We start from the raw sequence: 22,007 nt of genomic DNA, 5'->3' as shown, positions 1-22,007 counted from the left end.
ACCGGACGTCGTCCGCTGGCCCCGGCGCGGTCGGTCAGGCGCCGGGGGTGCGCCGGCGACCGGTGACCAGGCCGGCCAGCGCGGCGAGCAGCGCCACGACGGCGACGACCAGGCCGGTCACGGCCAACCCGGACGGGCCGTCGTCGGGAGCAGCGGCGGTGCTGGTCGCGGTGGTGTCGGTCGGCGACCCGGCCGACACGCCCTGCGTGTCACCGGCGGCCGCAGTGAGCTCCAGGACGGGAGCGGGGTGCTCGGGCTCCTCCTGGCCGTCGACGGTGGGCTCGATCCAGGCGGCCTCGGTGCCGTCGTCGTAGGTCTGCACCGCCGGCAGCGCCAGGGTCCCGGTGTCGGGCATCGGGCCGGCGCTGATGCTGAACGTCTGGTACTCGCCCGGGGCGATGCCGGCGCCGGGGTCGGCGGTCCAGACGACCTGCGAGACGACCTCGGTGACCTCGCTGCCGTGCACGGTCACCGGGGCGTCCAGCGTCGTCCGCTCGGTGGTGGCGGTCCAGCCCGGGACCGGCTTGGTCGACACCGACGCCAGCGGGGTGTCGGTGGGCAGCTGCACGGCGACCCGGACCGTCGAGGCGGTGTCGCTCTCGGTGGGCACCCGGAAGGTCAGCTCGCCGTACCCGCCGGGCGCGGCGTCCGCCGAGCTGACGCGCACGTGCGCGGCGGCGGGTCCGACGCCCAGGGCGACGACGGACAGCGCGGCCGCGGCGGCGACGGCGGACGAACGGGTCAGGATGTGCACGGGTGCTCCTCGCAGCGCGGTGCGCCGGCGGCTGCCGGCTCACCGGAGGAGTCGTTCCCGGCGGCCCGCCAGTTCCCGGCCCCGGCGGTGAGGTCAGCGCAGGACGCCGGCCCGTCGCGGCAGCTGCTCGACCGGTGGGGCAGCGGCGGGGTCGTGCAGGCGCCGTGAGCCGCGGAGCACGGCCCGCCCGCCGGCCAGCACCGCGTAGCCGGCGACGGTCACCAGCACGATCGTCGCGCCCGACGGGGTGTCGGCGTGGAAGGACAGCACCGTGCCGCCCACCGCGGCGGTGACGCCGACCAGCACGGCGACGGCCAGGCTCGCCCGGAAGCTGCGGGCGACCAGCTGGGCACAGCCGGCGGGCAGCACCATCAGGCCGCTGATCAGCAGCAGGCCGAGCACCCGCATCGACAGCGTGACGGTGCCGGCGGTGACCACGGCCAGGAGCAGGTTCAGCCGCAGCACGGGCAGCCCGCTGGCCGCCGCGTGGTCCTCGTCGAGCGCGACGGTGAACAGGTGGCGGCTCAGCCCGAGCGTGACCGCCAGGACGACGACGGCCATGACGGCGAAGACGACGAGGTCGGCCCGGGTGGTGGTGGTCAGCGCCCCGAACAGGTAGCTGTCCAGGTTGGTCGGCGTCCCGGCCGGTGCACGGGTGACCACGACGACGCCACCGGCGATGCCGCCGTAGGACAGGATCGCCAGCGCGACGTCGGTGCCGGCCGAGCGGCGGCTGCGCAGCAGCTCCACCACCAGCGCGCCGCCCACCGTGGCGAGCAGTGCGGTGAGCACCGGTGCCGTGCGGGTGGCGAGCCCGATGGCGACGCCGAGCAGGGCGACGTGCCCCAGGCCGTCGCCGATCAGCGACAGCCGGCGCTGCACCAGGTGGACGCCGACCGTCGGTGCGGTGAGCCCGACCAGGACGGCCGCGACCAGCGCCAGCTGCATGAAGTCGTAGCTCAGCACCCCGCGGCCCCGGCCAGCGTGACCGTGCGGGTGACCACCGGCGCCAGCGGGCCGATCTCGTGGACGACGAGCACGACCGTGGTGCCGGTCGCGGCCAGCCCGGCCAGGGTCGCGGCGAGCACCCGCTGGTGGTCGGCGTCCACGCCGGCGGTCGGCTCGTCGAGCACCAGCAGCTCGGGGTCGCCGGCGAGGGCGCGGGCGACGAGGGCCCGCCGCTGCTGGCCGCCGGACAGCTCGGTGACCGGGCGCCGGTCGGACCCGGCCAGCCCGACGCCCTCCAGCGCGCAGTCGACGGCGCACCGGTCGGCCTCGCCGAACCGCCGCCACAGGCCGACCCGGCCCAGCCGGCCGGAGGAGACCAGCTCGCGGACGGTGACCGGGACGCTGCCCACCACCGTCGAACGCTGCGGCACGTAGCCCACCCGCGGCCAGTCCCGGAACTGCCCGCGCGGCCGGCCGAACAGCCGCACCTCGCCGGCCAGCACCTCCGACAGGCCCAGCACGCCCCGGACCAGCGTGGACTTGCCGGCGCCGTTGGGGCCGCGGACGGCCACCACCTCGCCGCGCCGGACCGTCAGGTCGACCCCGCGCAGCACCGGGCGCCGGCCGTACCCGAAGGTGGCGCCGCGCAGTTCGAGGACGTCGCCCGCCCGGCCGGCCGGGGCAGTGATCGCCCGTGCGGGGCGTGGGCTCAGGAGCACTACTGACCTGCGCGCAGGCTCGCCAGGTTGGCGCGCATCAGCTCCAGGTAGTCGTCGCCCTGCGAGGCGTCGGTGAGCCCCTCGACCGGGTCGAGCTGCCGGGTCCGCGCGCCGGTCTCCCGGGCCACGGTCTCGGCGACGGCCGGGCTGACCAGCGTCTCGAAGTAGATGGTCGAGACGCCGTGCTCGCGCACGAAGGCGGTGGCGTCGGTGAGCGCGCTGGGCGCGGGCTCCTCGTCGGGGGCCAGCCCGCTGATGCCCACCTGGTGCAGGCCGAACGCCTCGGCGAGGTAGCCGAAGGCGCTGTGGCGGGTGACGACGTCGCGGCTGGCGCAGGTGGCCAGGCCGCTGCGGAACTCGCCGTCGAGCTCCTCCAGCTGGGTGCGGAGGGCGGCGGCGTTGGCGGTGTAGGTCGCGGCATCGGCCGCGTCGGCGCGGCCCAGCCGTTCGGCCAGCGCGTCAGCGACGGCGGCCATCCGCATCGGGTCGTGCCAGAAGTGCGGGTCGGTGACGGCCGCGTCCTCCCCGGCGTGCTCCTCGTCCTCGGCGTGCTCGTCACCGTGCTCGCCGGCCACGTACACCAGGTCCAGGTCGGCGGCGCTGCCGACGTCGAAGGCCCGGTCGCCGGCCTGCTGCTCCACCGCTGCGTCGACGGCGGGCTGCAGCGCGTCGAGGTACACCACCACGTCGGCCTCGGAGACCGCAGCGACGTCCTGGGGTGTGAGCTCGTACTCGTGCGGCTCGGCGCCCGGCGGGGTGAGCGTGGCGACGTCGGCGAGGTCGCCGGCGACCTGCCGGCTGAGCCACTCGAGCGGGTAGAAGGACGCGACGACGGCGAGGCCGTCCCGACCGGCCGCAGCCGGCTCCGCGCCGTCGGCGGCCGAGCAGCCGGCGAGGGTCAGCGTCCCGGCGCAGATCAGTGCGAGCAGGCCGGGGGCGGCGGTGCGGAGGCGCCGGGGCAGAGACATGCGCCCACCCTGAGCTTTATGACAATCATTGTCAACACACCGCACCGCCCCGATCCGCGAGGCCGGCGCGTGCCCCACCTGCCTGGAGCTGGCCGGCTCCGCCGAGCTGCTCGGCACCCGCCGGGCGGTCGAGGTCGCCGGGGCCCTGGACGGGCACCTTCCAGGCGACCCCGATGCCCTCGGGCAGCGGCCCGCACTGGCTGCCGCTGCGGGCCGCGCTGGGCACGGCCATCGGCGAGTCCGGCGCCGGGGAGCAGGTCGCCGGGCACCTGCAGCAGCCGGCCACCGGCGGTCAGGGCCGCCCGGCGGTGGTCCCGTCCGGCTCGATCGCGTGGTCGTCGCGGTGCACGCCGCGGTGGCGGACCAGCCGCGCGGAGTTGCCGGCCACCGCCACCGAGCTGGCGTTGTGCAGCACCGCGGCGAGCACCGGCGACAGCGCGCCACCGCCGGCGACCAGCAGGCCGATGCCGTTGACCGCGATCGACATGCCGTAGTTCTGCCGCACGATCTGCAGCGTCCGGCCGCCCAGCTCGCGCAGGTCGAGCAGGTGCCGCAGGTCGTCGCCGACCAGCGCGACGTCGGCGGTCTCCACCGCCACGTCGGTGCCCGAGACACCCATCGCGATGCCGATGTCGGCCGCGGCCAGCGCCGGGGCGTCGTTCGTCCCGTCGCCGACCATCGCCACCGTGTGCCCCTCGGCCTGCAGCGCGGCCACCACGTCCTGCTTGTGCTCGGGCAGCACCTCGGCCCGCCACTCGGTGATGCCGAGCTCACCGGCCACCGCAGCCGCGGTCGCGGCGTGGTCGCCGGTGAGCATCACGATCCGGCGCACCCCGGTGGCGCGCAGCGCGTCGAGCACCGCGCGGGACTCCGGGCGGATCTCGTCGCGCAGGCTCACCAGACCGACCAGCTCGCCGTCGACCGCCAGCAGCAGCGGGGTCTCGGTGGCCGCCCGGAGCGTGGTCAGCCAGTGCGCCGCGTCCGCGCCGACCGCGACGCCCTCGCCGGCCATCAGCGCCTCGCTGCCCAGCAGCAGCACCCGGCCGTCGGCCTGGGTGCGCATGCCCAGCCCGAGCAGCACCTCGCACTCCTCGTGCGGCGGGATGAAGACGTGCCGCTCCTCGGTCGAGCGGATCACCGCCTGGGCCAGCGGGTGCCGGGAGTGCACCTCCGAGCTCGCCGCGTAGCCGAGCACCTCCTCCGGCGTCCAGGCGTCGGAGAAGGAGACGACGTTGGTGACCACGGGCCGGCCGATGGTGAGCGTGCCGGTCTTGTCGAACACCACGGCGTCGACCCGGCCGGCCGCCTCCAGGTGCGCACCGCCCTTGATCAGCACGCCGCGGGAGGCGCCGTTGCCGATCGCCGCGCTCACCGCGGTGGGCGTGGACAGCCCGACCGCGCACGGGCAGGCGACCAGCAGCATCGTCATCGCCCGGCGGACGTCCCGGGTGACCAGCCAGGTCACCGTGGCCAGCGCGAAGGACGCCGGTACGAAGCGGCGGGAGAAGTCCTCACCCACGGTCTGGATGGGCGCCCGGTCGTCCTGGGCCTGCTCGACCCGGGCGATGATCCGGCCGATCGCGGTGTCCGAGCCGGTGGCCGAGGCGCGCACCACGAGCCGGCCGCGCAGGTTCACCGACCCGGCGTGCACGGTGTCGCCCGCAGCGGCCGACGCCGGCAGCGGCTCACCGGTGATGGCGGCCTGGTCGACCACGCCGGTGCCGTCGACGACCTCGCCGTCGACGGCGATGGTGGCCTGGTCGTGCACGACCACCAGGTCGCCGACCCGCAGCTGGGCGAGGTCGACCTGGCGTTCGACGTCGGGCGCCCCGCCCTCGCCGGGCACGAGCACCCAGGCGGTGGTCTCGGTGCCGGCCAGCAGTGCGGAGATCGCCCGGCGGGTGCGGCGCAGGGTGAGGGTCTGCATCCACTCGCCGATGTTGAGCAGCCACAGCACGGTCAGCGCGACCACGTTCTCCCGCAGCAGCAGCGAGGCGAAGGTCGCGGCGGTGACCAGTGCGTCGGTGCCGGCGGTGCGCTTGCCGGCGAGCGCGCCGAACGCGCCCTTGACGAACGGGTAGCCGGTGAACAGGGTCAGCGCGCTGGCCACCAGCCGGCTGCGGCCCGACAGCACCGGTGGCCGGCCGAAGCCGTACCGCCGGACGCCGAGCAGGGCCAGGGCGGCCCCGCCGATGCCGATCCGCAGCAGCTCGGTGTTGGCGACGTCGGCCGAGCGGGGGTGGCGGGCGACGACGGCGTCCGGCGAGAGCTCTCCGGCGCCGGCCACCACGGCCAGCACCTCGGCCCGGTCGGCGTCCGGGGTCAGCCAGACCACGACGTGCCCGGTGCCCGGGAACGCCTGCGCGGCCAGCACGCCCGGGACGCCGTCGAGGACGTCCTCGACCTGGACGGCGCGCGACGGGGAGCCGGTCAGCGCCGGGACGGCGATCCGCACCCGGCCGCCGGCGTCGGCGACGACCGTGGGCGGGGTGCTGGTCGCGGCGGTCATCAGTGGCTGTGCTCGTGACCGCCGGTGGACCGGTCGGCCGGCGGGGGAGCCTGCTCGCCGAGGTCGGCGTAGGCCTGCGCCCGGACGTCGCCGGCGGCCAGCCGGGCGCGCTCGACGGCGGTCTCGGCCCGGCGGGTGCCCAGGATGCCCAGGCGGGTGGCGGTGACGGCGACCCGGCGGGGCAGGCTGCCGGCCTCGCCGCGCTCGGCGGCCCGGACGACGGCGACGCCGACCACGCCGGTGGCCACGGTGCCGGCGGCCTTGCGCAGCAGCCGCCCTGCCGTGGCGGTGCGGGTGCGGTCGGTCTCGGTCATGGACGGCTCCTCGGTGCTGCAGGGGGTGACGGGGGGACGATCTGCGGAGAGACGCTAACGGGAATCGTCCTCAGCGGCGATCGGGGCCCGAGCGGACGTCGACCCGAGCGACCTGGCCCGGCCCGGCGCGGACCCGGGGGACACGCTGCCCCGGGACGTCGTTTACGCTAGCGGTAACCGTTGTCATTCTTGGGAGCTCTCATGCGCAAGGTCCAGTCGCTGTCGGCAGCCGTTGCCGCGTCCTCGCTGCTGCTGCTGACGGCCTGCGGCTCGGACGACGCGTCGGCCGCGGACGCCGCCGGGTCGTCGTCGGCGGAGGGCGGCGTCTCCGTCGTCGCCTCGACCAACGTCTACGGCGACATCGTCTCGGCCATCGCCGGCGACGGCGTCGAGGTCACCTCGATCATCTCCGACCCGTCGGCGGACCCGCACTCCTACGAGGCCGACACCCGCACCCAGCTGGCCGTCGCCGACGCCGACCTGGTCATCGAGAACGGCGGTGGCTACGACGACTTCGTCGGCACGCTGATCGAGGCCAGCGGCTCCGACGCCCCGGTGATCGACGTCGTCGAGCTGTCCGGCCGCGAGGCCGAGGCCGAGGCCGCGGGGGAGGAGCTCAACGAGCACATGTGGTACGACTTCGAGACCGTGCTGGAGCTGTCGGACGAGATCGTCTCCCGGCTCAGCGAGATCGACCCGGACAACGCCGACACCTACGCGTCCAACGGCGCCGCGTTCAGCGACGCCGTGCAGGGCCTCATCGACAGCGAGGCCGAGCAGCAGGCCGGCACCGCCGGCGCCGGTGTGGCGATCACCGAGCCCGTCCCCGGCTACCTGCTGGACGCCCTGGGCGCGGAGAACCGCACGCCCGAGGAGTTCTCCGAGGCGATCGAGGAGGGCGACGACGTCGCCCCGGCCGTGCTCCAGGAGACCATCGACCTGTTCACCGGCGGCCAGGTGGAGGCGCTGGTCTACAACGAGCAGACCACCGGCGCGGAGACCGAGCAGGTCCTGTCCGCCGCCGAGGCCGCCGGCGTCGCCGTCGTCCCGGTCACCGAGACCCTGCCCGAGGGCGAGGACTACGTTTCCTGGATGCAGAGCAACATCGACGCCGTCGCCGACGCGCTGTCGGCCTGACCACCGCGTGAGCACCAGCGCCGGCGCACGCCCGGACGCCGTCGCCGCCCCGCCGCTCTCCGTCCGGGGAGCGGCGGTGGCGTTCGGGTCGCGGACGCTGTGGCGCGACCTGGACCTCGACCTCGCGCCGGGGGAGTTCCTGGCGGTCCTCGGCCCGAACGGGGCGGGCAAGTCCACCTTTCTGCGCGCCGTGCTGGGCGAGCAGCCGCTGTCGGCCGGCTCGATGGCGGTCGCCGGCCGGCCCCCGGGCCGGGGCAACCGGGCGATCGGGTACGTCCCCCAGCAGAAGACGCTCAACGCCGCCACCCCGCTGCGGGCCCGCGACCTGGTCGCGCTGGGCATCGACGGCGACCGGTTCGGGCTGCGGCCGCGCCGCAAGGCCGACCGGGCGCGGGTCGACGAGGCGCTCTCGGCGGTCGGGGCGACCGCCTACGCCGACGCCCCGATCGGGCTGCTGTCCGGCGGTGAGCAGCAGCGGGTCCGGATCGCCCAGGCGCTGGTGGGTGACCCGTCGCTGCTGCTGTGCGACGAGCCGCTGCTGTCCCTGGACCTGCGGCACCAGCGGGCGGTCAGCTCGATGATCGACCGGCGGCGCCGGGAGCACGACACCGCCGTCGTCTTCGTCACCCACGAGATCAACCCGGTGCTCGACATGGTCGACCGGGTCCTCTACGTCGCCGGCGGACGGCACCGGCTGGGGACACCGGCCGAGGTGCTCACCTCCGAGTCGCTCACCGACCTCTACCGCACGCCGGTCGACGTGTTCACCGTGCGCGGCCGGATCGTCGTCGTCGGCACGCCCGACCACCCGGTCGAGGCCGGCCGCGGGCACGACCACTCCCACCACCCCGACGCGGAGCACCGATGAACGACCTGTTCGACTTCAGCGACTACGGGCGGCTGCTCGAGCTGGTGCACAACTCGCTCATCGCCGCGGCGCTGCTCGGGGTGATCGGCGGGCTGGTCGGGGTCTTCGTACAGATGCGCGACATGCAGTTCGCGGTGCACGGCATCGCCGAGCTGTCCTTCGCCGGCGCGGCCGCCGCGCTGCTGCTGGGCATCAACGTCGCGCTCGGGTCGGTGCTGGGCTCACTGGTCGCCGGTGCCCTGATCGGCGCGCTCGGCGTCCGGGCCCGGGACCGCAACTCCGTCATCGGCGTCCTGATGCCCTTCGGGCTCGGGCTGGGCGTGCTCTTCCTGGCGCTGTACGAAGGGCGGGCGGCCAACAAGTTCGGCCTGCTCACCGGGCAGGTCGTCTCCGTGGCCGGTGAGCAGCTGGGCTGGCTGATCAGCCTCTCGGTCGTGGTCGTCGTCGGGCTGGCGCTGATCTGGCGCCCGCTGACCTTCCTCAGCGCCGACCCCGAGGTGGCGGTCGCCCGCGGGCTGCCCGCCGGGCTCCTGTCGGTGGTGTTCACCGTGCTGCTGGCGCTCGCGGTCTCCCTCGCCGTGCAGGTGGTGGGGGCGCTGCTGGTGCTGTCGCTGCTGGTCACCCCGGCGGCGGCGGCCTTCCGGGTGACCGCCTCGCCGGTGCTCGCACCGCTGCTGAGCGTCGTGTTCGCGGTGACCTCCGCGGTGGGCGGCATCCTCGTGGCGCTGGGCACCAGCGTGCCGATCAGCCCCTTCGTCACCACGATCAGCTTCCTGATCTACGTGGTGTGCCGGCTGAGTTCGCGCCGGCGCATGCGCCGCGGGTGGGGGAGCCGGGAGGAGGAGCCTGCCGAGCGGTCCACAGTCGACAACAGTTCTCACATGGCGTTACCGTGATGTCATGACCGCTGCACCGAGCCAGGAGCGGGCCGCCACCCCGGCCGCCGACCCGGCCGTCGACCCGTCCGTCGACCCGGACGCCGTCCAGGCCGCCAGCGCCCTGCTCGCCGCGCTGGCCGCGCCGATGCGGCTGGCGATCATCGCGCTGCTGGACCAGCACGGCAGCCGGTGCGTGCACCAGCTGGTCGACGCCCTCGGCGCGCCCCAGCCGCTGGTCTCCCAGCACCTGCGGGTGCTGCGCGGGGCGGACCTGGTGGTCGGGGAGCGGCGGCACCGGGAGGTGCACTACGAGCTGGTCGACCCGCACGTCGCCCACATCGTCCGGGACGCCCTCGCCCACGTCTCCCACGGCGCCGCCGCCACACCGGTCGCCGAGACCTGCGAGAGCGGGAGTGGGACGATGCCGCGATGATCCGCAACACCCGCCAGCGCGCCGCCGTGGTCGCCGTCTTCGACTCCCTCGACGGGTTCCACAGTGCCCAGGAGGTGCACGCCCGGATGCGTGCCTCCGGCGACAGCATCGGGTTGTCCACCGTGTACCGGGCCGTGCAGGCGCTGGTCGACGACGGCGAGCTCGACTCGATCCGCACCGACAACGGCGAGGCGATCTACCGCCGCTGCAGCACCACGCACCACCACCACCTGGTCTGCCGCAGCTGCGGCCGCACGGTGGAGGTCGAGGGGCCCACGGTCGAGCGCTGGGCCGACCGGGTCGCCGGCGAGCACGGGTTCGTCGACGTCAAGCACACCCTGGAGATCTTCGGCACCTGCGCCGCCTGCCACCGGGTGGCCAGCGAGGCCGAGCCGGCGGCCGCCGACAGCTGAGCCGACCGGCCCGTCAGGCGTCCGGGGGCGCTGCCCTGCCCCGGACGACGGCGGCCCCGGCCAGCTGCCCGCCGCCGACCAGCACCGCGGTCGCCGCCGCGGCGCCCAGCAGCTCCCCGGCGGTCGGGAGCCGGCCGCCGCCGGCGCGGTGCAGCGCCCACCCGGCCCACGCCGACCAGGGTGCGACCACCAGCGGCACCGTCAGCACGCCCGGCGTGTAGGCGCGCAGCACCGCGGAGCCGAGCAGGTGGGTCACCCCGTGCGCGGCGAAGGCCCCCAGTGCGGGCGGCAGCAGCCCGAGGTCGTCGTCCCGGTGGCGCCAGCCCGACCGGGTCACGACCGCCACCCCGGCACCGACCACCGTGATGGCGACCGCCATCTGCCCGGTGGAGACCGCGGCAGCCCGGGCGACCCGGTCGGGAGCGCGGGGGACGCGCTCCCGGACGAGGTCCGGCGCGCGCCGGCCCCAGGTGCCGGCGGCCAGCACCTCCTCCAGGTCGTGCAGCACGAAGGCCAGCGGGAAGGTCAGGACGACGGCCGCCCGCAGCCGTCGTCGTCGCTCGTCGTCCGCGGTCGTCGTCCGCCGGGACGGCCCGGGGCTCACCGCCGCGACCGGGGGGAGCGCGCGTCCGCCCAGTGGGCGGGGCGGTCGAGCCCGGCGGGCAGCCGGGTGGCGGCATCGCCGGTGGCCGCGGTGAGCTGGGGCTGCGCGACGAACAACGCGCCGGTGAGGTCGGCTCCCCGCAGGTCCGCGGCGCGCAGGTCGGCGCCGAGCAGGTCGGCCCGGCGGAGGTCGGCGCCCCGCAGGTCGGCGCCGATCAGGTAGGCGCCCCGCAGGCTCGCCCCGTGCAGGTCCGCCCCGCGGAGCCCGGCGCCCATGAGGTCGGCGCCGCGGCGGTCCCGGGCCCGGCCGGGCACCTGCGCGCGGACGGCCTCGCTGACCTCGCCGAGCAGCTCGCCGACCTCGCGGCGCCAGCCGCCGACCTCGAGCGCGACCAGGTCGGGGGCCGGGGCGAGGGTGTGCTGCTCGGTGCGGGCGCGCGCCGCCTCGACCGCGGTGCGCAGCGGGCCGTCGGGCAGCAGGGTGCCGGCCTCGGTGAGGTGCCAGAGCAGCTCGGTCAGCTGCCGCATCACCGGGAAGACGGCGGACAGGGTGGCCGCGACCTCCGGGTCGCCCCGCCAGTCGCGGCCGCCCAGGGTGTGCTGGGTGACCCGCTGGCCGGCGCCCAGGCAGTCGAAGACGGTGCAGCCCGCGAAGCCCCGGTCGCGCAGCCGGTCGTGGATGCCGCAGCGGGAGTCCGCCCGCAGGTTCGGGCACGGGGTGCCGGCCGGCTTGTCGATGGCGAAGTCGGCGGACGCGGCGAACGCCGGGGCCACGCAGCACGACCCCACACAGCGGCTGCAGTCGGCGCGGAGGTCCGCGCGCAGCGTCGCGAGGTCGGGTGCCGCAGGGGCGGCGGGAGAGTGCGGCACGGTCACGCGCCGACTGTAGGGGCGGGCGGCGCCCGGCCCGGTACGGCGGCCACCCGCGCGGCTACGGCGCGCGACGGCGCGCGACGGCGCGCGCCGGGTGGGCGGATCACCGTTGAGCCGCGCCTGGCCCGGCGAGGAAGGTGTCCGCCGTCACAGCAGGTCCACAGACGCGGGGGAGATCGAGGGGGAGCTCGATGAGGCGTTGGAGGAAGACCGCCGTGGTGGTCGCGGCCGGGGCTGCGGTGGTGGTGCTGCCGGCGGGCCCGGCCGGTGCCACCGGGGACCACGACCACGGTGAGCCCGTCACCACCGTGGCCGGCGGGTTGGACGGGCCCCGGCAGGTGAGCGACTACCGGGGCAAGCGGGTCGTGGTCGCCGAGTCCGGCAGCGGGGAGGTGTCCTCGGTGTCCCTGCGCTCGGGCCGGGTGGAGACCCTGCTCAGCGGGCTCGCCACGCCGCAGGGCGTCGACTTCGACCGGGGGCGGCTGTTCGTCGCCACCGGCGAGGCGCCGCCGCCGGAGGAGGGCGCACCGCCCGCCGAGCCGGCACCCGGGGCCAGCTCGCTGGTGGTCGCCGAGCCCGGCGGCCGTGTGCTGGAGACCATCGACCTGCTGGCCTACGAGCTCGCGGCCAACCCCGACGGTCAGCTCCAGTTCGGCCCGGACGGGGCGCCCGTCGACGCGCTGTCCAACCCCTATGCCGTGCTGGCCCAGAAGCGCCGGGTGCTGGTGGCCGACGCGGGCGCCAACGCCGTCCTGTCGGTCGACCGGCGCACGGGGGAGGTGTCGACGTTCTTCGTCCCGCCGCTGGTCACCGACGTCGCCGGGTGCGAGACCGCGGAGAACAACCCGGGCACCGTCGGCTGCGACCCGGTGCCGACCGGCATCGCCGCCGGGCCGCACGGCCTGGTCTACGTCAGCACCCTGGGCGCCGAGGTGCCCGGCGCCGGCCGGGTGTACGTCCTGTCCCCGGAGGGGCAGGTGGTGCACGTGATCGACGGGCTCACCTCGCCGACCGGGCTGGCCGTCGACGGGCACGGCACGGTGTACGTGTCCAACGTCGGCGAGGGCGCACCGGAGGGTGAGCCGGGCGAGGGCTTCGACCCGGCGGACGTCGGTGAGGTCACCCGGATCAGCTGGCGCGGGGAGCGCAGCACGGCCCAGGTGACCATGCCGACCGGGCTGCTGGCCCGCGACGGCGACCTCTACGCCTCGGCGTGGAGCGTGGCCGCCTTCCTCGGGCTCCCGGCCGACTCCGGCGAGCTGGTCCGGGTCGACCGCCGCGCCTTCACCCCGGCCGGCGGCTGAGCCGCGCCGCCGCCGGCGGGGTCAGGCCGCGCTGCAGACGCAGCCGCGGTCGGTCCCGCCGGCGGTGGTGGCCAGGCAGAACCGGACGCCGATCCGGTCGTGGGCGCTCATCGGGTGGGCGCAGGCCGGGCAGCCGGGGGCCTCCGGCACGCCGGCGTGGGGAGCCGGTGCGGTGTCCTCGGGGGAGGGCGCGTCGGTGGCGAACGGGGAGACGGTCATGGCAGCGGCCTGACTCCGCCGACGGCACGGCGGGAGAGTGCGCGGCGCCCGACGGTCGTCGGGAGCTGGCGCGGGAGGACCGTGCCGCCGACGCTACGCCGTCCGCGGGGTCAGCCGCGGGTCGCCAGGTGGGCCCGCAGGGCGGCGACCACCATCGCGTGGTCCTCGACCTGCGGCAGGCCGGAGACCACGACGACGCCGACCGGGCCGACGTCGCGCACGAGCACCGGGAAGCCGCCGCCGTGGGCGACGTAGCGCTCGGGGTCCAGGCCGAACTCCGCCTCGAACGTCGTCCCGTTCTCCCGGGAGCGCTGCCCGACGAACAGCGAGCTGTGCCCGAACCGGTGCACCGTGGCGGCCTTGCGGGCGATCCAGGTGTCGTTGTCCGGGGTCGCCCCGGGCAGGGCGGCGTGGAAGAGCTGGTGCGAGTGCCGCGAGATCTCGATCGCGACCGGCAGCTGCTCGGCCTGCGCGCGGGCGACGAGCGCCGAGCCCAGCGCCCAGGCGTCGTCGTTGGTGAAGCCCGGCAGCTGGAGCTCGGCCTCCTGGGCGGCGAGCTCGGTGAGGGCGGGGAAGTCGGTCATGGTCGGACCTCGGTCACGTCGAAGGTGCGGGTGGGGGAGACGTACTCGTCCTGCGCGGCGACCAGCAGGATCTCGCGGGAGCCGGCCTCGGCGGTCATCCGCAGCAGCCCGAACACCGAGGCCGCGGCCCGGCCGAGGGCCTGCTCGGCCGACCGGGTGCGCAGCCAGTGCGCCAGGAACAGCGCCGCGATCGCGTCGCCGGCGCCGTTGACCGACACGTCCAGCCGCGGTGTGCGCACCCGGAAGTGCCGACCGCCCTCGGAGGCCAGCAGGTCGACGGCGTCGTCGGGGGTGTCCTCGGTGACCAGGGACGTGGTGAGCACGACCCGCGGCCCCAGCGCCTGGACGGCGGCGACGGCGTCGGTGACCTCGGTCAGCGTGCGGGTCTCCCGCTGGGCCAGCAGGTCGAGCTCGAAGTGGTTCGGGGTGACGACGTCGGCGGCGGGGACGGCGACCTCGCGCAGGAACTCGGGGATGCCGGGGCGGACGAACACCCCGCGCCCGACGTCGCCGATGACCGGGTCGCAGCACCAGATCGCGTCCGGGTTGGCCGCGCGCACCTTCGCGACCGCACCGAGCACCGCATGGCCGATGTCGGCCGAGCCCAGGTAGCCGGACAGGACGGCGTCGCAGCTGCCCAGGACGCCCCGGTCCTCGATGCCCTGCACGACCTCCTCGACGGCCTGGCCGTCGAACACGCGCCCGGTCCAGGCGCCGTAGCCGGTGTGGTTGGAGAACTGCACGGTGTGCACGGGCCAGACCTCGACGCCCAGCCGCTGCAGCGGGAAGACCGCCGAGGCGTTGCCGGCGTGCCCGTAGGCCACGTGCGACTGGACGGACAGGACGTTCACCATGCCGCCGACGATGGCACACCGGTGCCGGACGTCCGCCGCCTGCCGGTCCACCGTCGCCCGCCGGCTGTGAGGCAGTTCACGGTCGGCGCTCAGTGCGGACCCAGCGTGAGCGACACGTCGTCGACGCGCCGATCGGTGCAATTCTCGGAACCTTTCGATCACGGATCGGTCACGTCCGGTCACCGGTCACCCTGGGAACGACGTCATCGTCCGCACACGACCCGGTGAACGGACCGTTGACCCCGCGTTGCCGCGGTGTTTCACTTCCCCCGGTCGTCGAGAGACTTTCGACACTTTCCGTGACTTCCCACCCGAGCACCGCCGCCCGAGGAGAACGCCACACATGACACGACGTCGCCTGAGCGCAGGAGCCCTCTGCCTCGCCCTGGCCGGAGGAGTCGGCCTGCTGGCCGCGCCCGCCGCCTCCGCCGCCCCCGCCACCGTCTACGAGACCGGCTTCGAGTCCGGCACCGCGAGCTGGGCAGGCCGCGGTGACGCCACGGTCGCCGTCACCACCGAGCAGGCGCGCACCGGCGCGCAGAGCCTGCTGGCCACCGGCCGCACCGCCAACTGGCACGGCCCCGCGCTGAACGCCAACGCGTTCATGCCCGCCGGCACCTACGAGGTCGAGGCCTGGGTCAAGCTCAAGGCCGGCACCGGGTCCGACCCGGCCGCCACGACCGACCAGATCACCGTCAGCTCGGTCCGCACCACCACCGGCGGGGTGACGACGTACGACACCGTCGGCGGCTACCAGATCGCCGTCTCCGACAGCACCTGGACCAAGGTCGGCGGCCAGTACACGTTCGGCACCGCCAACAGCGGGCTCGAGCTGTACCTGGAGAGCCCCGACCCGACGCAGCAGTTCTACGTCGACGACGTGCGCATCGTCGGCGAGGCCGCCGCACCGGTCGCCCCCGGCACCGCCGCCCCGCTGTCCACCGACTTCGAGTCCGGCCTGCAGGGCTGGGGCCCGCGCGGGGACGCCCAGGTCGCCCTGGCCCCCACCGGCGGGCGCACCGGGGCGGGTCTGGCGGTCACCAACCGCCTGCAGAACTGGCAGGGCCCGACGATCGACGTCACCGAGAACGTGGCCGTCGGCGTCACCGTCGACGTCTCGGTGTGGGCGAAGCTGGCCCCGGGCCAGGCGCCGGCGTCGCTGCAGGTCTCCGTCCAGCGGGACAAGGCCGGCACCTCCACCGCCTACGAGGGCGTCGCGGGCGCCAGTGCCGTCGTCACGGCCGATGCGTGGACCGAGCTCAAGGGCACCTACACCCTGGGCGCGCCGGCGGACCGCGCGCAGCTCTACGTCGAGGGCACCGCCAACGTCCCCTTCACCGTCGACGACCTCACGATGAAGCCGCGGGTGGACGCGCCGATCGAGGACGTGCCGGCGCTCAAGGACGTCCTCGGTGCCCAGGGCTTCGAGCACGTGAGCACCGCGATCGACCCGCGGGAGACCGTCGGCCGCCCGTCGCAGCTCCTGACCAGGCACTTCAACGCGTTCACCCCCGAGAACGACGGCAAGCCGGCCGAGATCCAGCCGACCGAGGGCACCTTCACCTTCGGCGACCTGGACCGCCTGCTCGACTTCGCCGACGCCAACGGCGTCCAGGTCTACGGTCACGTGCTGGCCTGGCACTCCCAGACCCCGGACTGGTTCTTCCAGCGCAACGGCCAGTGGCTGACCAACAGCCCGGCCGACCAGGCGCTGCTGCGCCAGCGGCTGGACACCCACGTCAAGGCCATCGCCGACCACGTGAACGCCCGCTACCCCGACGGCGACAGCCCGATCTGGGCCTGGGACGTGGTGAACGAGGTCATCGAGGACCGCGACACCCCCAACCCGCACGACATGCGCAACAGCCGCTGGTTCCAGGTGCTGGGTGAGACCTTCGTCGACGACGCCTTCCGGATCGCGGACAAGTACTTCCCGGCCCAGAAGTTGTTCATCAACGACTACAACACCGAGATGCCGACCAAGCGGGCCGACTACCTCTCGCTGATCGCCGCGCTCAAGCAGCGCGGGGTGCCGATCGACGGGGTGGGCCATCAGGCGCACGTCGACTTCAGCCGCCCGATCGAGTGGCTGGACGCCTCCATGGACGCCGTCGAGGCGCTCGACCCGACCCTGCTGCAGGCGGTCACCGAGCTCGACGTGAGCACCTCGGCCGAGAACTTCGGCGCCGACGTCAGCTCCGGCACCACGCCCCAGCACCGCCCGGGCATGGCCGACCAGGCACAGGCGGAGCTCGAGAACGGCTACTACTACCGCGACCTGTTCGCCATGCTGCGGACGCACGAGGAGTCGCTGGAGTCGGTCACCTTCTGGGGGATCAGCAACGCCCGCAGCTGGTTGCGCACCTGGCCGGCGGCCCGCCCGTGGGAGGCGCCGCTGCCCTTCGGTGACGAGCTGGAGGCCAAGCCCGCCTACTGGGGCATCGTCGACCCGACGAAGCTCGCCGCGCGCCCGAGCGACCAGCTCGCACCGCGCATCGCCGGGCACGACACCGTGTACGCCACGTCCACGAGCACCCAGGGCGCGAAGGTGACCTACACGGTCGAGGCCGGGGACACCCGGGACGGCGCCGTCACGCCGGTCTGCACCCCGCCGTCGGGTTCGCTGTTCCCGATCGGCACCACGAAGGTCACCTGCACCGCCACCGACAAGGCCGGCAACAAGGCCAACCCGGTGAGCTTCGACGTGGTGGTCACCGCGCCGCCCACGACGACCGACCTGTACTCGCAGGTCAACAACGGGTCGGTCGTCCGGGCCAACGTGAAGCAGAACGTCCAGGTGGTCGTGCAGTTCGGCAACAAGGGCACGGGGAAGCTCGTGGGCAGCACCTTCGCCTACAGCTGCACCCAGAAGTCCGGTCCGGCCATGAAGCTGGAGCTGGCCCCCGGGTCCGCCCAGCAGGTCACCAACCGCGACTACCCGGCCGGGCAGAACGCCGACTTCCAGCTGCGCGGCACGCCCACGCAGGTCGGGACGGCGACGTTCGACTGCACGCTGACCATGACCGACGCCTTCGGGGCGAAGGTGACCAGCACGAACACGGTCACCATCGACGTCCGGAAGTGACCGCTCGTCCGGGGCGCTGACCGCGCCCCGGACGGCACCCCGACAGGCCGAGGCCCTCGCTCACACCGGTGAGCGGGGGCCTCGTGCCGTTCAGTCGCGGCCGGCGGTGCGGGCCGCGGCCACCTGCCGGCGGGCCACGGCAGCCCAGTCCTCGAGCGGGCCGGGGGCGTCCCAGACCCGGTCGACCAGGTACAGCCCCCGGGTGGGGGTGGTCGCGCCCAGCTCCACCAGCACCGGCTTGAGCAGCAGCTCCGGGGCCAGGGCGTGCGTCGGTCCGCCGCCGAGCATGAGCGGGACGGCGACCACCCCGGCCAGGTCGCCGGTGCCCACCTGGTCCAGGAAGAGCTTGAGCAGCCCGGTGTAGGTCGCCTTGTAGGTGGGGCTCGCGACGACGGCGACCTCGGCCCGGCGCAGGGCGTCGACCGCCTCGGTGACCGCCGGGTCGCCCCAGGACAGCAGTCCGGCACCGAGGTCGACGACGTCCACGACCCGGTCCGGCGGCGCGCCGGTCAGCTCGTGCACGACCCGTTCGGCGGCGGCGCGGGTGCGGGAGTTCGGCTTGGGGTTGCCCACGACGGCGATGGTGGTCACGACTCATACCTCACCATGTCGATGAGGATTGACGACATGAGGGCCGCTGTGCCACTCTCGGCCCAGGTCACGAGTGCCAGCGTTCAGCCCCGGCTTGCTGGCCGGCAACCCTCCTCCGCGAGCGGGTGCCCCGGGTGACGACCTGGCGACTGCACCCCGCAGCCGCAAAGCGCGGACCCGTGCCCGGGTCCCCGGACCCAGGAGCACCCTCATGTCCCACGCCGTCCTCTGTGCGCCCGCCGCCCCCGTCGCCGGCGCCGCGCCGCTGCTGCCCGTGGTGGGCGCGCAGACCCGGGTCCCGCTCGTGCCCGGCGGCACCACCCGCTACGTCGACCTCGACGCCGCCGCCAGTGCCCGCGCGCTCCAGTCGGTCGCCGACCGGGTCGCCGAGGCGCTGCCGCTCTACGCCAGCGTCCACCGCGGCGCCGGGTACCTCTCCCAGGTGTCCACCGCGCTCTACGAGTCGGCGCGGGCCACCGTCGCCGGCTTCGTCGGCGCGCGGGCGGACGACGTCTGCGTGCTCACCCGCAACAGCACCGACTCGCTCAACCTGCTCGCCGGCGCCGTCCCGGACGGGGCCGCGGTGCTGGTGCTCGACTGCGAGCACCACGCCGACCTGCTGCCCTGGCAGCGCCGCGGCCCGGTGACCGTGCTGCCGACCGGCGACACGGTGGTGGCGACGCTGCGCGCCCTCGGCGCCGAGCTGGCCGCCGCGCCGTACGCGCTGGTCGCGGTCACCGGCGCCTCCAACGTGACCGGGGAGTCGCTGCCGCTGCACGAGGTGGTGCAGCTGGCGCACGCCGCCGGCGCCCGGGTGGTCGTCGACGGGGCGCAGCTGGTCCCGCACCGCCGGTTCTCCCTGGCCGGTTCCGGCGCGGACTACGTCGTGCTCTCCGGGCACAAGACCTACGCACCGTTCGGCTCCGGCGCCCTGGTGGGCCGCCGCGACTGGCTGGACGCCGCACCCGCGTACCTGGCCGGCGGCGGCGCGGTCACCGAGGTGACGGTGGCGGAGACCAGCTGGGCCGCGGCGCCGCACCGGCACGAGGGCGGCTCGCCCAACGTGCTGGGCGCGGTCGCCCTGGCCGCCGCGTGCGACGCGCTGGCCGCCCTGCCCGCCGGTGCCCTGGAGGAGCACGAGCGGGCGCTGCGCACCCGGCTGACCGAGGGCCTGGCCACGCTGCCCGGCGTCCGGGTGCTGCGGATCTGGGCCGACTCCGACGAGCCGACCGGCGTCGTCTCGTTCACCGTCGCCGGGGCCGACCCCGGGCTGGTGGCCGCCTACCTGTCCGCCGAGCACGGCATCGGCGTGCGCGACGGCCGGTTCTGCGCGCACCCGCTGGTCACCCGGCTCGGGGTCCCGGACGGGGCGCTGCGGGCCAGCGTCGGGGTCGGCAGCACCCTCGCCGACGTCGACCGGCTGGTCACCGCGCTGGACGCCTGGCTGAGCGAGGGACCACAGGCGGACTACGCGCAGGTCGCCGGGCGTTGGCAGCCGGTGAACGACCCCCGGCCGCCGGCCGGCCTGGCCGGCGCCGACCCGGCCGCCGTCGCCCGCGGCGCCGGCTGCGGGCCGGCGACGGCCTGAACGCCCGGCCCCGACACCCCCGACCCCAGGAGCGCCGATGACCGTCACCGAGAGCCCGACCTTCGCCGAGGAGTGGGCGGCCTGGCACGCCCAGCACGAGGCCGTGCGCGCCGACGGCCACGGCTTCCTGGCCATCACCGGCCTGACCTGGCTCACCGACTCCCCGCAGCGGGTGGCCGGGATCCCGGGGCAGTGGTGGGCCGGCCCGGGCGGCCCGGTCGTGCGGCTCGCCGACGGCGAGGAGCTCGTCGTCGACGGCACGGCCGTACACGGTGAGCACGCGTTCGGCGAGGTCCCGGAGCGCGGCGGGGTCGACGCGGTCGCCGGTGACGTCGTCATCGAGGTCGCCCGCCGGGGCGGGGCCGACGTCGTCCGGCCGCGGGACCCGGCCAACCCGGTGCTCGCCGCCTACACCGGCACCCCGGCGTACGAGGCGGACCCGCGCTGGCGGGTGACGGGCACCTACGTGCCCTTCGACCAGCCCCGGCCGACCACCGTCGGTTCGGTCGTCGAGGGCCTCGAGCACGTCTACGACGCCCCCGGCCGGATCGAGTTCACCCTCGAGGGCCGGCAGCTGGCGCTGACCGCGTTCGACGGCGCGACGCCGGGCACCTTCATGGTGCTGTTCACCGACGAGACGTCGGGGGTCACCACCTACGCGGCGAACCGGTCGCTCAAGGTCGGCGCCCCGGACGCCGACGGCACCGTGGTCGTGGACTTCAACCGGGCCACCAACCTGCCGTGCGCCTACACGGTCTTCGCGACCTGCCCGCTGCCGCCGGCGGAGAACCGCCTGCCCATCGCGGTCGAGGCGGGGGAGAAGAAGCCGGCGGCCTGACCCCCCGGCACGGCACAGCGGCCGGTCACCTCCCTGCGGCGGTGACCGGCCGCGGTGCGTGGCGCCAGCGGTCAGCCGCGGGGCTGGACCTCGCCCATCGGGCCCCAGCCGGCCAGGTCGGGGGAGTCGACGTACATGATCGACGGCGTCGCGGACACCCAGTCCGGCATCTGGCCGACGGCCTTCTTGAACGGCTCCGACGAGGTGTGCGCCGCGCCGGCCTCGGCGTCCCGGAAGCCCTCCACGAGCACCCAGGTGTGCGGCTCGTCGACGCTGCGGGACCACTCGAAGAAGACGTTGCCGGGCTCGGCGCGCACGGCGTCGGTGAACTCGCGGACCAGCTCGGGCCACTGGTCGTCGAACTCGGGGCGGACGGGCCACTTCACGACGATGAGGATCATCCGGGCAGCGTAGGAGCCCGGCAGCGCGCGACGGCCGGTCACCCCCGTGCGGAGGTGACCGGCCGTCGTCGTGCGGGGGTGCGGGTCAGGAGGCGACCGAGGGGTTGACCTCCGGCGCCTCGACGGCCTCGTCGGACAGGCCCCACCGCTGCAGGGTGGCGGCGTAGCTGCCGTCGTCGAACACGTGCTGCAGGCCGGCCTCGAACGCCTCCACCAAGCCGTTGCCCTTCAGCGAGGTGGCGGCGACGTAGGTGGTGTTGGGCCAGCCGGCGTTCACCGTGCCGACGACGGACACCGTGCCCTTGCTCTCCTGGTAGACGGCGTTGGGGTTCGGCCCGAGGTAGGCGTCGACCCGTCCCGAGGAGATCGCCAGCAGCGCGTCGGCGGCGTTGGCGTAGTAGTCCAGCGTCGCCGGCTCCAGGCCCGCCGCCTCGTTGGCCTTGTTCCAGTCCAGCAGGATCCGCTCCTGGTTGGTGCCGGAGCCCACGGCCAGCGTGAGGCCGGCGACGTCCTTCGCCTCGCCGATCGCCAGCGTGCTGTCCGGCTTCGCGGTGAACGCCATGATCCCCTGCCGGTAGGTGGCGAAGTCGAACAGCTCCAGCCGCGCGGCGTTGACCCCGACGTTGCTGAACACCGCCTCGACGTCCCCGCTCTGCACCGACAGCGGCCACTGCTCCCAGGAGACGTTGCGGACGTCGAGCTCCAGGCCCAGCGACTGGGCGACGAGTGAGGCGATGTCGACCTCGCTGCCCACGACGGTGCTGTTGTCGTCGGCGAGGAAGGCCAGCGGCGGGTCGCCGGCGCCGACGATGCCCACGGTGAGCTTGCCGTCGGCGGCGATCGCATCGGGCACCAGCGCCTGGGCGTCGGGGTCGGCGGTGGTGGCGACGCGGCCGGACTGCTGGGCGCTGGTGTCGACGACGAGCGCCTGCGCGGCGCCGGCCTCGCTGGTGCCGGCCTGCGCGGCCTCGATGTCGGCCGAGCTGCTGCACGCCGACAGCAGGGTCACGGTGGACAGCAGCAGGGCGCTGGTCACCGGCAGGGCGGGACGACGACGGCGGCGGGTACGGGTGCGGGTCATGGCGGTGCCTCTCGTGGTGGTGGAGGGTCGGACGGCGGGCGGGGT

Annotated in this window: 24 protein-coding genes and 1 riboswitch; of the genes, 9 read left to right on the top strand and 15 right to left on the bottom strand. The window is 75.2% G+C overall.

Annotated elements, in window-relative coordinates:
• Positions 1 to 34: 34 nt before the first annotated feature.
• From ACGBYP_RS13350 to ACGBYP_RS13320, 7 genes are all read right to left on the bottom strand, one after another.
• Positions 35 to 754, bottom strand: coding sequence for a YcnI family protein (locus tag ACGBYP_RS13350; protein ID WP_411584811.1), 720 nt, complete (start codon positions 752 to 754; stop codon positions 35 to 37).
• A gap of 93 nt (positions 755 to 847) precedes the next feature.
• Complete coding sequence (locus ACGBYP_RS13345) at positions 848 to 1,720, bottom strand: metal ABC transporter permease (RefSeq protein ID WP_411584809.1); 873 nt, start codon at positions 1,718 to 1,720, stop codon at positions 848 to 850.
• Positions 1,714 to 2,421, bottom strand: coding sequence for a metal ABC transporter ATP-binding protein (locus ACGBYP_RS13340; RefSeq protein WP_411584806.1), 708 nt, complete (start codon positions 2,419 to 2,421; stop codon positions 1,714 to 1,716). The genes ACGBYP_RS13345 and ACGBYP_RS13340 overlap by 7 nt, the downstream gene beginning before the upstream one ends.
• Complete coding sequence (locus ACGBYP_RS13335; protein WP_411584804.1) at positions 2,421 to 3,389, bottom strand: metal ABC transporter substrate-binding protein; 969 nt, start codon at positions 3,387 to 3,389, stop codon at positions 2,421 to 2,423. The genes ACGBYP_RS13340 and ACGBYP_RS13335 overlap by 1 nt, the downstream gene beginning before the upstream one ends.
• A gap of 31 nt (positions 3,390 to 3,420) precedes the next feature.
• Positions 3,421 to 3,621, bottom strand: a complete 201-nt coding sequence (locus ACGBYP_RS13330) for a hypothetical protein (protein WP_411584802.1) — start codon at positions 3,619 to 3,621, stop codon at positions 3,421 to 3,423.
• 60 nt (positions 3,622 to 3,681) lie between these two features.
• Positions 3,682 to 5,898, bottom strand: a complete 2,217-nt coding sequence (locus tag ACGBYP_RS13325; RefSeq protein ID WP_411584800.1) for a heavy metal translocating P-type ATPase — start codon at positions 5,896 to 5,898, stop codon at positions 3,682 to 3,684.
• Positions 5,898 to 6,212: a DUF1490 family protein gene (locus tag ACGBYP_RS13320; RefSeq protein ID WP_411584798.1), complete on the bottom strand. Its 315-nt coding sequence runs from the start codon at positions 6,210 to 6,212 to the stop codon at positions 5,898 to 5,900. Before ACGBYP_RS13320 ends, ACGBYP_RS13325 begins: the two co-directional genes overlap by 1 nt.
• Before the next feature lie 201 nt (positions 6,213 to 6,413).
• On the opposite strand from ACGBYP_RS13320, the gene ACGBYP_RS13315 reads away from it, so the two are divergent.
• The 5 genes from ACGBYP_RS13315 to ACGBYP_RS13295 are packed head-to-tail and all read left to right on the top strand — an operon-like array spanning position 6,414 to position 9,941.
• Complete coding sequence (locus ACGBYP_RS13315; protein ID WP_411584796.1) at positions 6,414 to 7,349, top strand: metal ABC transporter solute-binding protein, Zn/Mn family; 936 nt, start codon at positions 6,414 to 6,416, stop codon at positions 7,347 to 7,349.
• 7 nt (positions 7,350 to 7,356) lie between these two features.
• The gene (locus tag ACGBYP_RS13310; protein ID WP_411584793.1) at positions 7,357 to 8,217 is read left to right on the top strand and encodes a metal ABC transporter ATP-binding protein; all 861 of its coding nucleotides are present in this window, start codon (positions 7,357 to 7,359) and stop codon (positions 8,215 to 8,217) included.
• Positions 8,214 to 9,113: a metal ABC transporter permease gene (locus ACGBYP_RS13305; protein ID WP_411584791.1), complete on the top strand. Its 900-nt coding sequence runs from the start codon at positions 8,214 to 8,216 to the stop codon at positions 9,111 to 9,113. Before ACGBYP_RS13310 ends, ACGBYP_RS13305 begins: the two co-directional genes overlap by 4 nt.
• Before the next feature lie 4 nt (positions 9,114 to 9,117).
• Entirely contained in the window at positions 9,118 to 9,528 is a 411-nt protein-coding gene (locus ACGBYP_RS13300) for an ArsR/SmtB family transcription factor (protein WP_411584789.1), read from the top strand.
• Entirely contained in the window at positions 9,525 to 9,941 is a 417-nt protein-coding gene (locus ACGBYP_RS13295) for a Fur family transcriptional regulator (protein WP_411584786.1), read from the top strand. Before ACGBYP_RS13300 ends, ACGBYP_RS13295 begins: the two co-directional genes overlap by 4 nt.
• A 13-nt stretch (positions 9,942 to 9,954) precedes the next feature.
• Here the strand turns inward: ACGBYP_RS13295 and ACGBYP_RS13290 are convergent, their stop codons facing one another.
• Positions 9,955 to 10,545 (bottom strand): HXXEE domain-containing protein, encoded by a 591-nt coding sequence (locus tag ACGBYP_RS13290; RefSeq protein WP_411584783.1) that lies wholly within the window; start codon positions 10,543 to 10,545, stop codon positions 9,955 to 9,957.
• Positions 10,542 to 11,420: a pentapeptide repeat-containing protein gene (locus ACGBYP_RS13285; protein WP_411584781.1), complete on the bottom strand. Its 879-nt coding sequence runs from the start codon at positions 11,418 to 11,420 to the stop codon at positions 10,542 to 10,544. Before ACGBYP_RS13285 ends, ACGBYP_RS13290 begins: the two co-directional genes overlap by 4 nt.
• Before the next feature lie 188 nt (positions 11,421 to 11,608).
• On the opposite strand from ACGBYP_RS13285, the gene ACGBYP_RS13280 reads away from it, so the two are divergent.
• Entirely contained in the window at positions 11,609 to 12,721 is a 1,113-nt protein-coding gene (locus ACGBYP_RS13280; RefSeq protein WP_411584779.1) for a ScyD/ScyE family protein, read from the top strand.
• Between the two features lie 21 nt (positions 12,722 to 12,742).
• Here the strand turns inward: ACGBYP_RS13280 and ACGBYP_RS13275 are convergent, their stop codons facing one another.
• The 3 genes from ACGBYP_RS13275 to pdxY all read right to left on the bottom strand — a co-directional run bounded on the left by ACGBYP_RS13275 (position 12,743) and on the right by pdxY (position 14,378).
• Positions 12,743 to 12,940, bottom strand: a complete 198-nt coding sequence (locus ACGBYP_RS13275) for an RGCVC family protein (RefSeq protein ID WP_411584778.1) — start codon at positions 12,938 to 12,940, stop codon at positions 12,743 to 12,745.
• A gap of 110 nt (positions 12,941 to 13,050) precedes the next feature.
• Entirely contained in the window at positions 13,051 to 13,524 is a 474-nt protein-coding gene (locus ACGBYP_RS13270; protein WP_411584775.1) for a heme-degrading domain-containing protein, read from the bottom strand.
• Positions 13,521 to 14,378, bottom strand: coding sequence for a pyridoxal kinase PdxY (gene pdxY, locus ACGBYP_RS13265; RefSeq protein ID WP_411584773.1), 858 nt, complete (start codon positions 14,376 to 14,378; stop codon positions 13,521 to 13,523). The genes ACGBYP_RS13270 and pdxY overlap by 4 nt, the downstream gene beginning before the upstream one ends.
• Before the next feature lie 343 nt (positions 14,379 to 14,721).
• On the opposite strand from pdxY, the gene ACGBYP_RS13260 reads away from it, so the two are divergent.
• Positions 14,722 to 17,463, top strand: coding sequence for an endo-1,4-beta-xylanase (locus ACGBYP_RS13260; protein WP_411584770.1), 2,742 nt, complete (start codon positions 14,722 to 14,724; stop codon positions 17,461 to 17,463).
• 90 nt (positions 17,464 to 17,553) lie between these two features.
• On the opposite strand, the gene ACGBYP_RS13255 is transcribed toward ACGBYP_RS13260, so the two are convergent.
• Positions 17,554 to 18,054: an NADPH-dependent FMN reductase gene (locus tag ACGBYP_RS13255; protein ID WP_411584767.1), complete on the bottom strand. Its 501-nt coding sequence runs from the start codon at positions 18,052 to 18,054 to the stop codon at positions 17,554 to 17,556.
• Positions 18,055 to 18,119: 65 nt separating this feature from the next.
• A riboswitch (SAM riboswitch) is annotated at positions 18,120 to 18,232 on the top strand.
• A 33-nt stretch (positions 18,233 to 18,265) separates the two neighbouring features.
• Here ACGBYP_RS13255 and ACGBYP_RS13250 point away from each other — a divergent pair.
• Positions 18,266 to 19,642, top strand: a complete 1,377-nt coding sequence (locus ACGBYP_RS13250) for an aminotransferase class V-fold PLP-dependent enzyme (RefSeq protein ID WP_411584764.1) — start codon at positions 18,266 to 18,268, stop codon at positions 19,640 to 19,642.
• A gap of 37 nt (positions 19,643 to 19,679) precedes the next feature.
• Complete coding sequence (locus tag ACGBYP_RS13245; RefSeq protein WP_411584762.1) at positions 19,680 to 20,480, top strand: DUF1684 domain-containing protein; 801 nt, start codon at positions 19,680 to 19,682, stop codon at positions 20,478 to 20,480.
• Between the two features lie 71 nt (positions 20,481 to 20,551).
• Here the strand turns inward: ACGBYP_RS13245 and ACGBYP_RS13240 are convergent, their stop codons facing one another.
• Both ACGBYP_RS13240 and ACGBYP_RS13235 read right to left on the bottom strand, forming a co-directional pair.
• The gene (locus tag ACGBYP_RS13240) at positions 20,552 to 20,881 is read right to left on the bottom strand and encodes a putative quinol monooxygenase (RefSeq protein WP_411584759.1); all 330 of its coding nucleotides are present in this window, start codon (positions 20,879 to 20,881) and stop codon (positions 20,552 to 20,554) included.
• A gap of 85 nt (positions 20,882 to 20,966) precedes the next feature.
• Positions 20,967 to 21,962: a transporter substrate-binding domain-containing protein gene (locus ACGBYP_RS13235; protein WP_411584757.1), complete on the bottom strand. Its 996-nt coding sequence runs from the start codon at positions 21,960 to 21,962 to the stop codon at positions 20,967 to 20,969.
• Positions 21,963 to 22,007 lie beyond the last annotated feature (45 nt).

It is taken from the genome of Modestobacter sp. SSW1-42 (assembly GCF_046635825.1).
In the GTDB taxonomy this organism is placed as follows: domain Bacteria; phylum Actinomycetota; class Actinomycetes; order Mycobacteriales; family Geodermatophilaceae; genus Modestobacter.
This window is presented reverse-complemented; position numbering and strand designations above follow the sequence as displayed.

Excerpts from the sequence above, each read along its gene's own strand:
- ACGBYP_RS13300 (WP_411584789.1), top strand. The coding sequence starts at position 9,118 with ATGACCGCTGCACCGAGCCAGGAGCGGGCCGCCACCCCGGCCGCCGAC.
- ACGBYP_RS13280 (WP_411584779.1), top strand. The coding sequence starts at position 11,609 with ATGAGGCGTTGGAGGAAGACCGCCGTGGTGGTCGCGGCCGGGGCTGCG.
- pdxY (WP_411584773.1), bottom strand. The coding sequence starts at position 14,378 with ATGGTGAACGTCCTGTCCGTCCAGTCGCACGTGGCCTACGGGCACGCC.
- ACGBYP_RS13305 (WP_411584791.1), top strand. The coding sequence starts at position 8,214 with ATGAACGACCTGTTCGACTTCAGCGACTACGGGCGGCTGCTCGAGCTG.
- ACGBYP_RS13260 (WP_411584770.1), top strand. The coding sequence starts at position 14,722 with ATGACACGACGTCGCCTGAGCGCAGGAGCCCTCTGCCTCGCCCTGGCC.
- ACGBYP_RS13270 (WP_411584775.1), bottom strand. The coding sequence starts at position 13,524 with ATGACCGACTTCCCCGCCCTCACCGAGCTCGCCGCCCAGGAGGCCGAG.
- ACGBYP_RS13240 (WP_411584759.1), bottom strand. The coding sequence starts at position 20,881 with ATGATCCTCATCGTCGTGAAGTGGCCCGTCCGCCCCGAGTTCGACGAC.
- ACGBYP_RS13330 (WP_411584802.1), bottom strand. The coding sequence starts at position 3,621 with ATGGCCGTGCCCAGCGCGGCCCGCAGCGGCAGCCAGTGCGGGCCGCTG.
- ACGBYP_RS13295 (WP_411584786.1), top strand. The coding sequence starts at position 9,525 with ATGATCCGCAACACCCGCCAGCGCGCCGCCGTGGTCGCCGTCTTCGAC.
- ACGBYP_RS13315 (WP_411584796.1), top strand. The coding sequence starts at position 6,414 with ATGCGCAAGGTCCAGTCGCTGTCGGCAGCCGTTGCCGCGTCCTCGCTG.
- ACGBYP_RS13235 (WP_411584757.1), bottom strand. The coding sequence starts at position 21,962 with ATGACCCGCACCCGTACCCGCCGCCGTCGTCGTCCCGCCCTGCCGGTG.
- ACGBYP_RS13275 (WP_411584778.1), bottom strand. The coding sequence starts at position 12,940 with ATGACCGTCTCCCCGTTCGCCACCGACGCGCCCTCCCCCGAGGACACC.
- ACGBYP_RS13250 (WP_411584764.1), top strand. The coding sequence starts at position 18,266 with ATGTCCCACGCCGTCCTCTGTGCGCCCGCCGCCCCCGTCGCCGGCGCC.
- ACGBYP_RS13320 (WP_411584798.1), bottom strand. The coding sequence starts at position 6,212 with ATGACCGAGACCGACCGCACCCGCACCGCCACGGCAGGGCGGCTGCTG.
- ACGBYP_RS13245 (WP_411584762.1), top strand. The coding sequence starts at position 19,680 with ATGACCGTCACCGAGAGCCCGACCTTCGCCGAGGAGTGGGCGGCCTGG.
- ACGBYP_RS13325 (WP_411584800.1), bottom strand. The coding sequence starts at position 5,898 with ATGACCGCCGCGACCAGCACCCCGCCCACGGTCGTCGCCGACGCCGGC.
- ACGBYP_RS13335 (WP_411584804.1), bottom strand. The coding sequence starts at position 3,389 with ATGTCTCTGCCCCGGCGCCTCCGCACCGCCGCCCCCGGCCTGCTCGCA.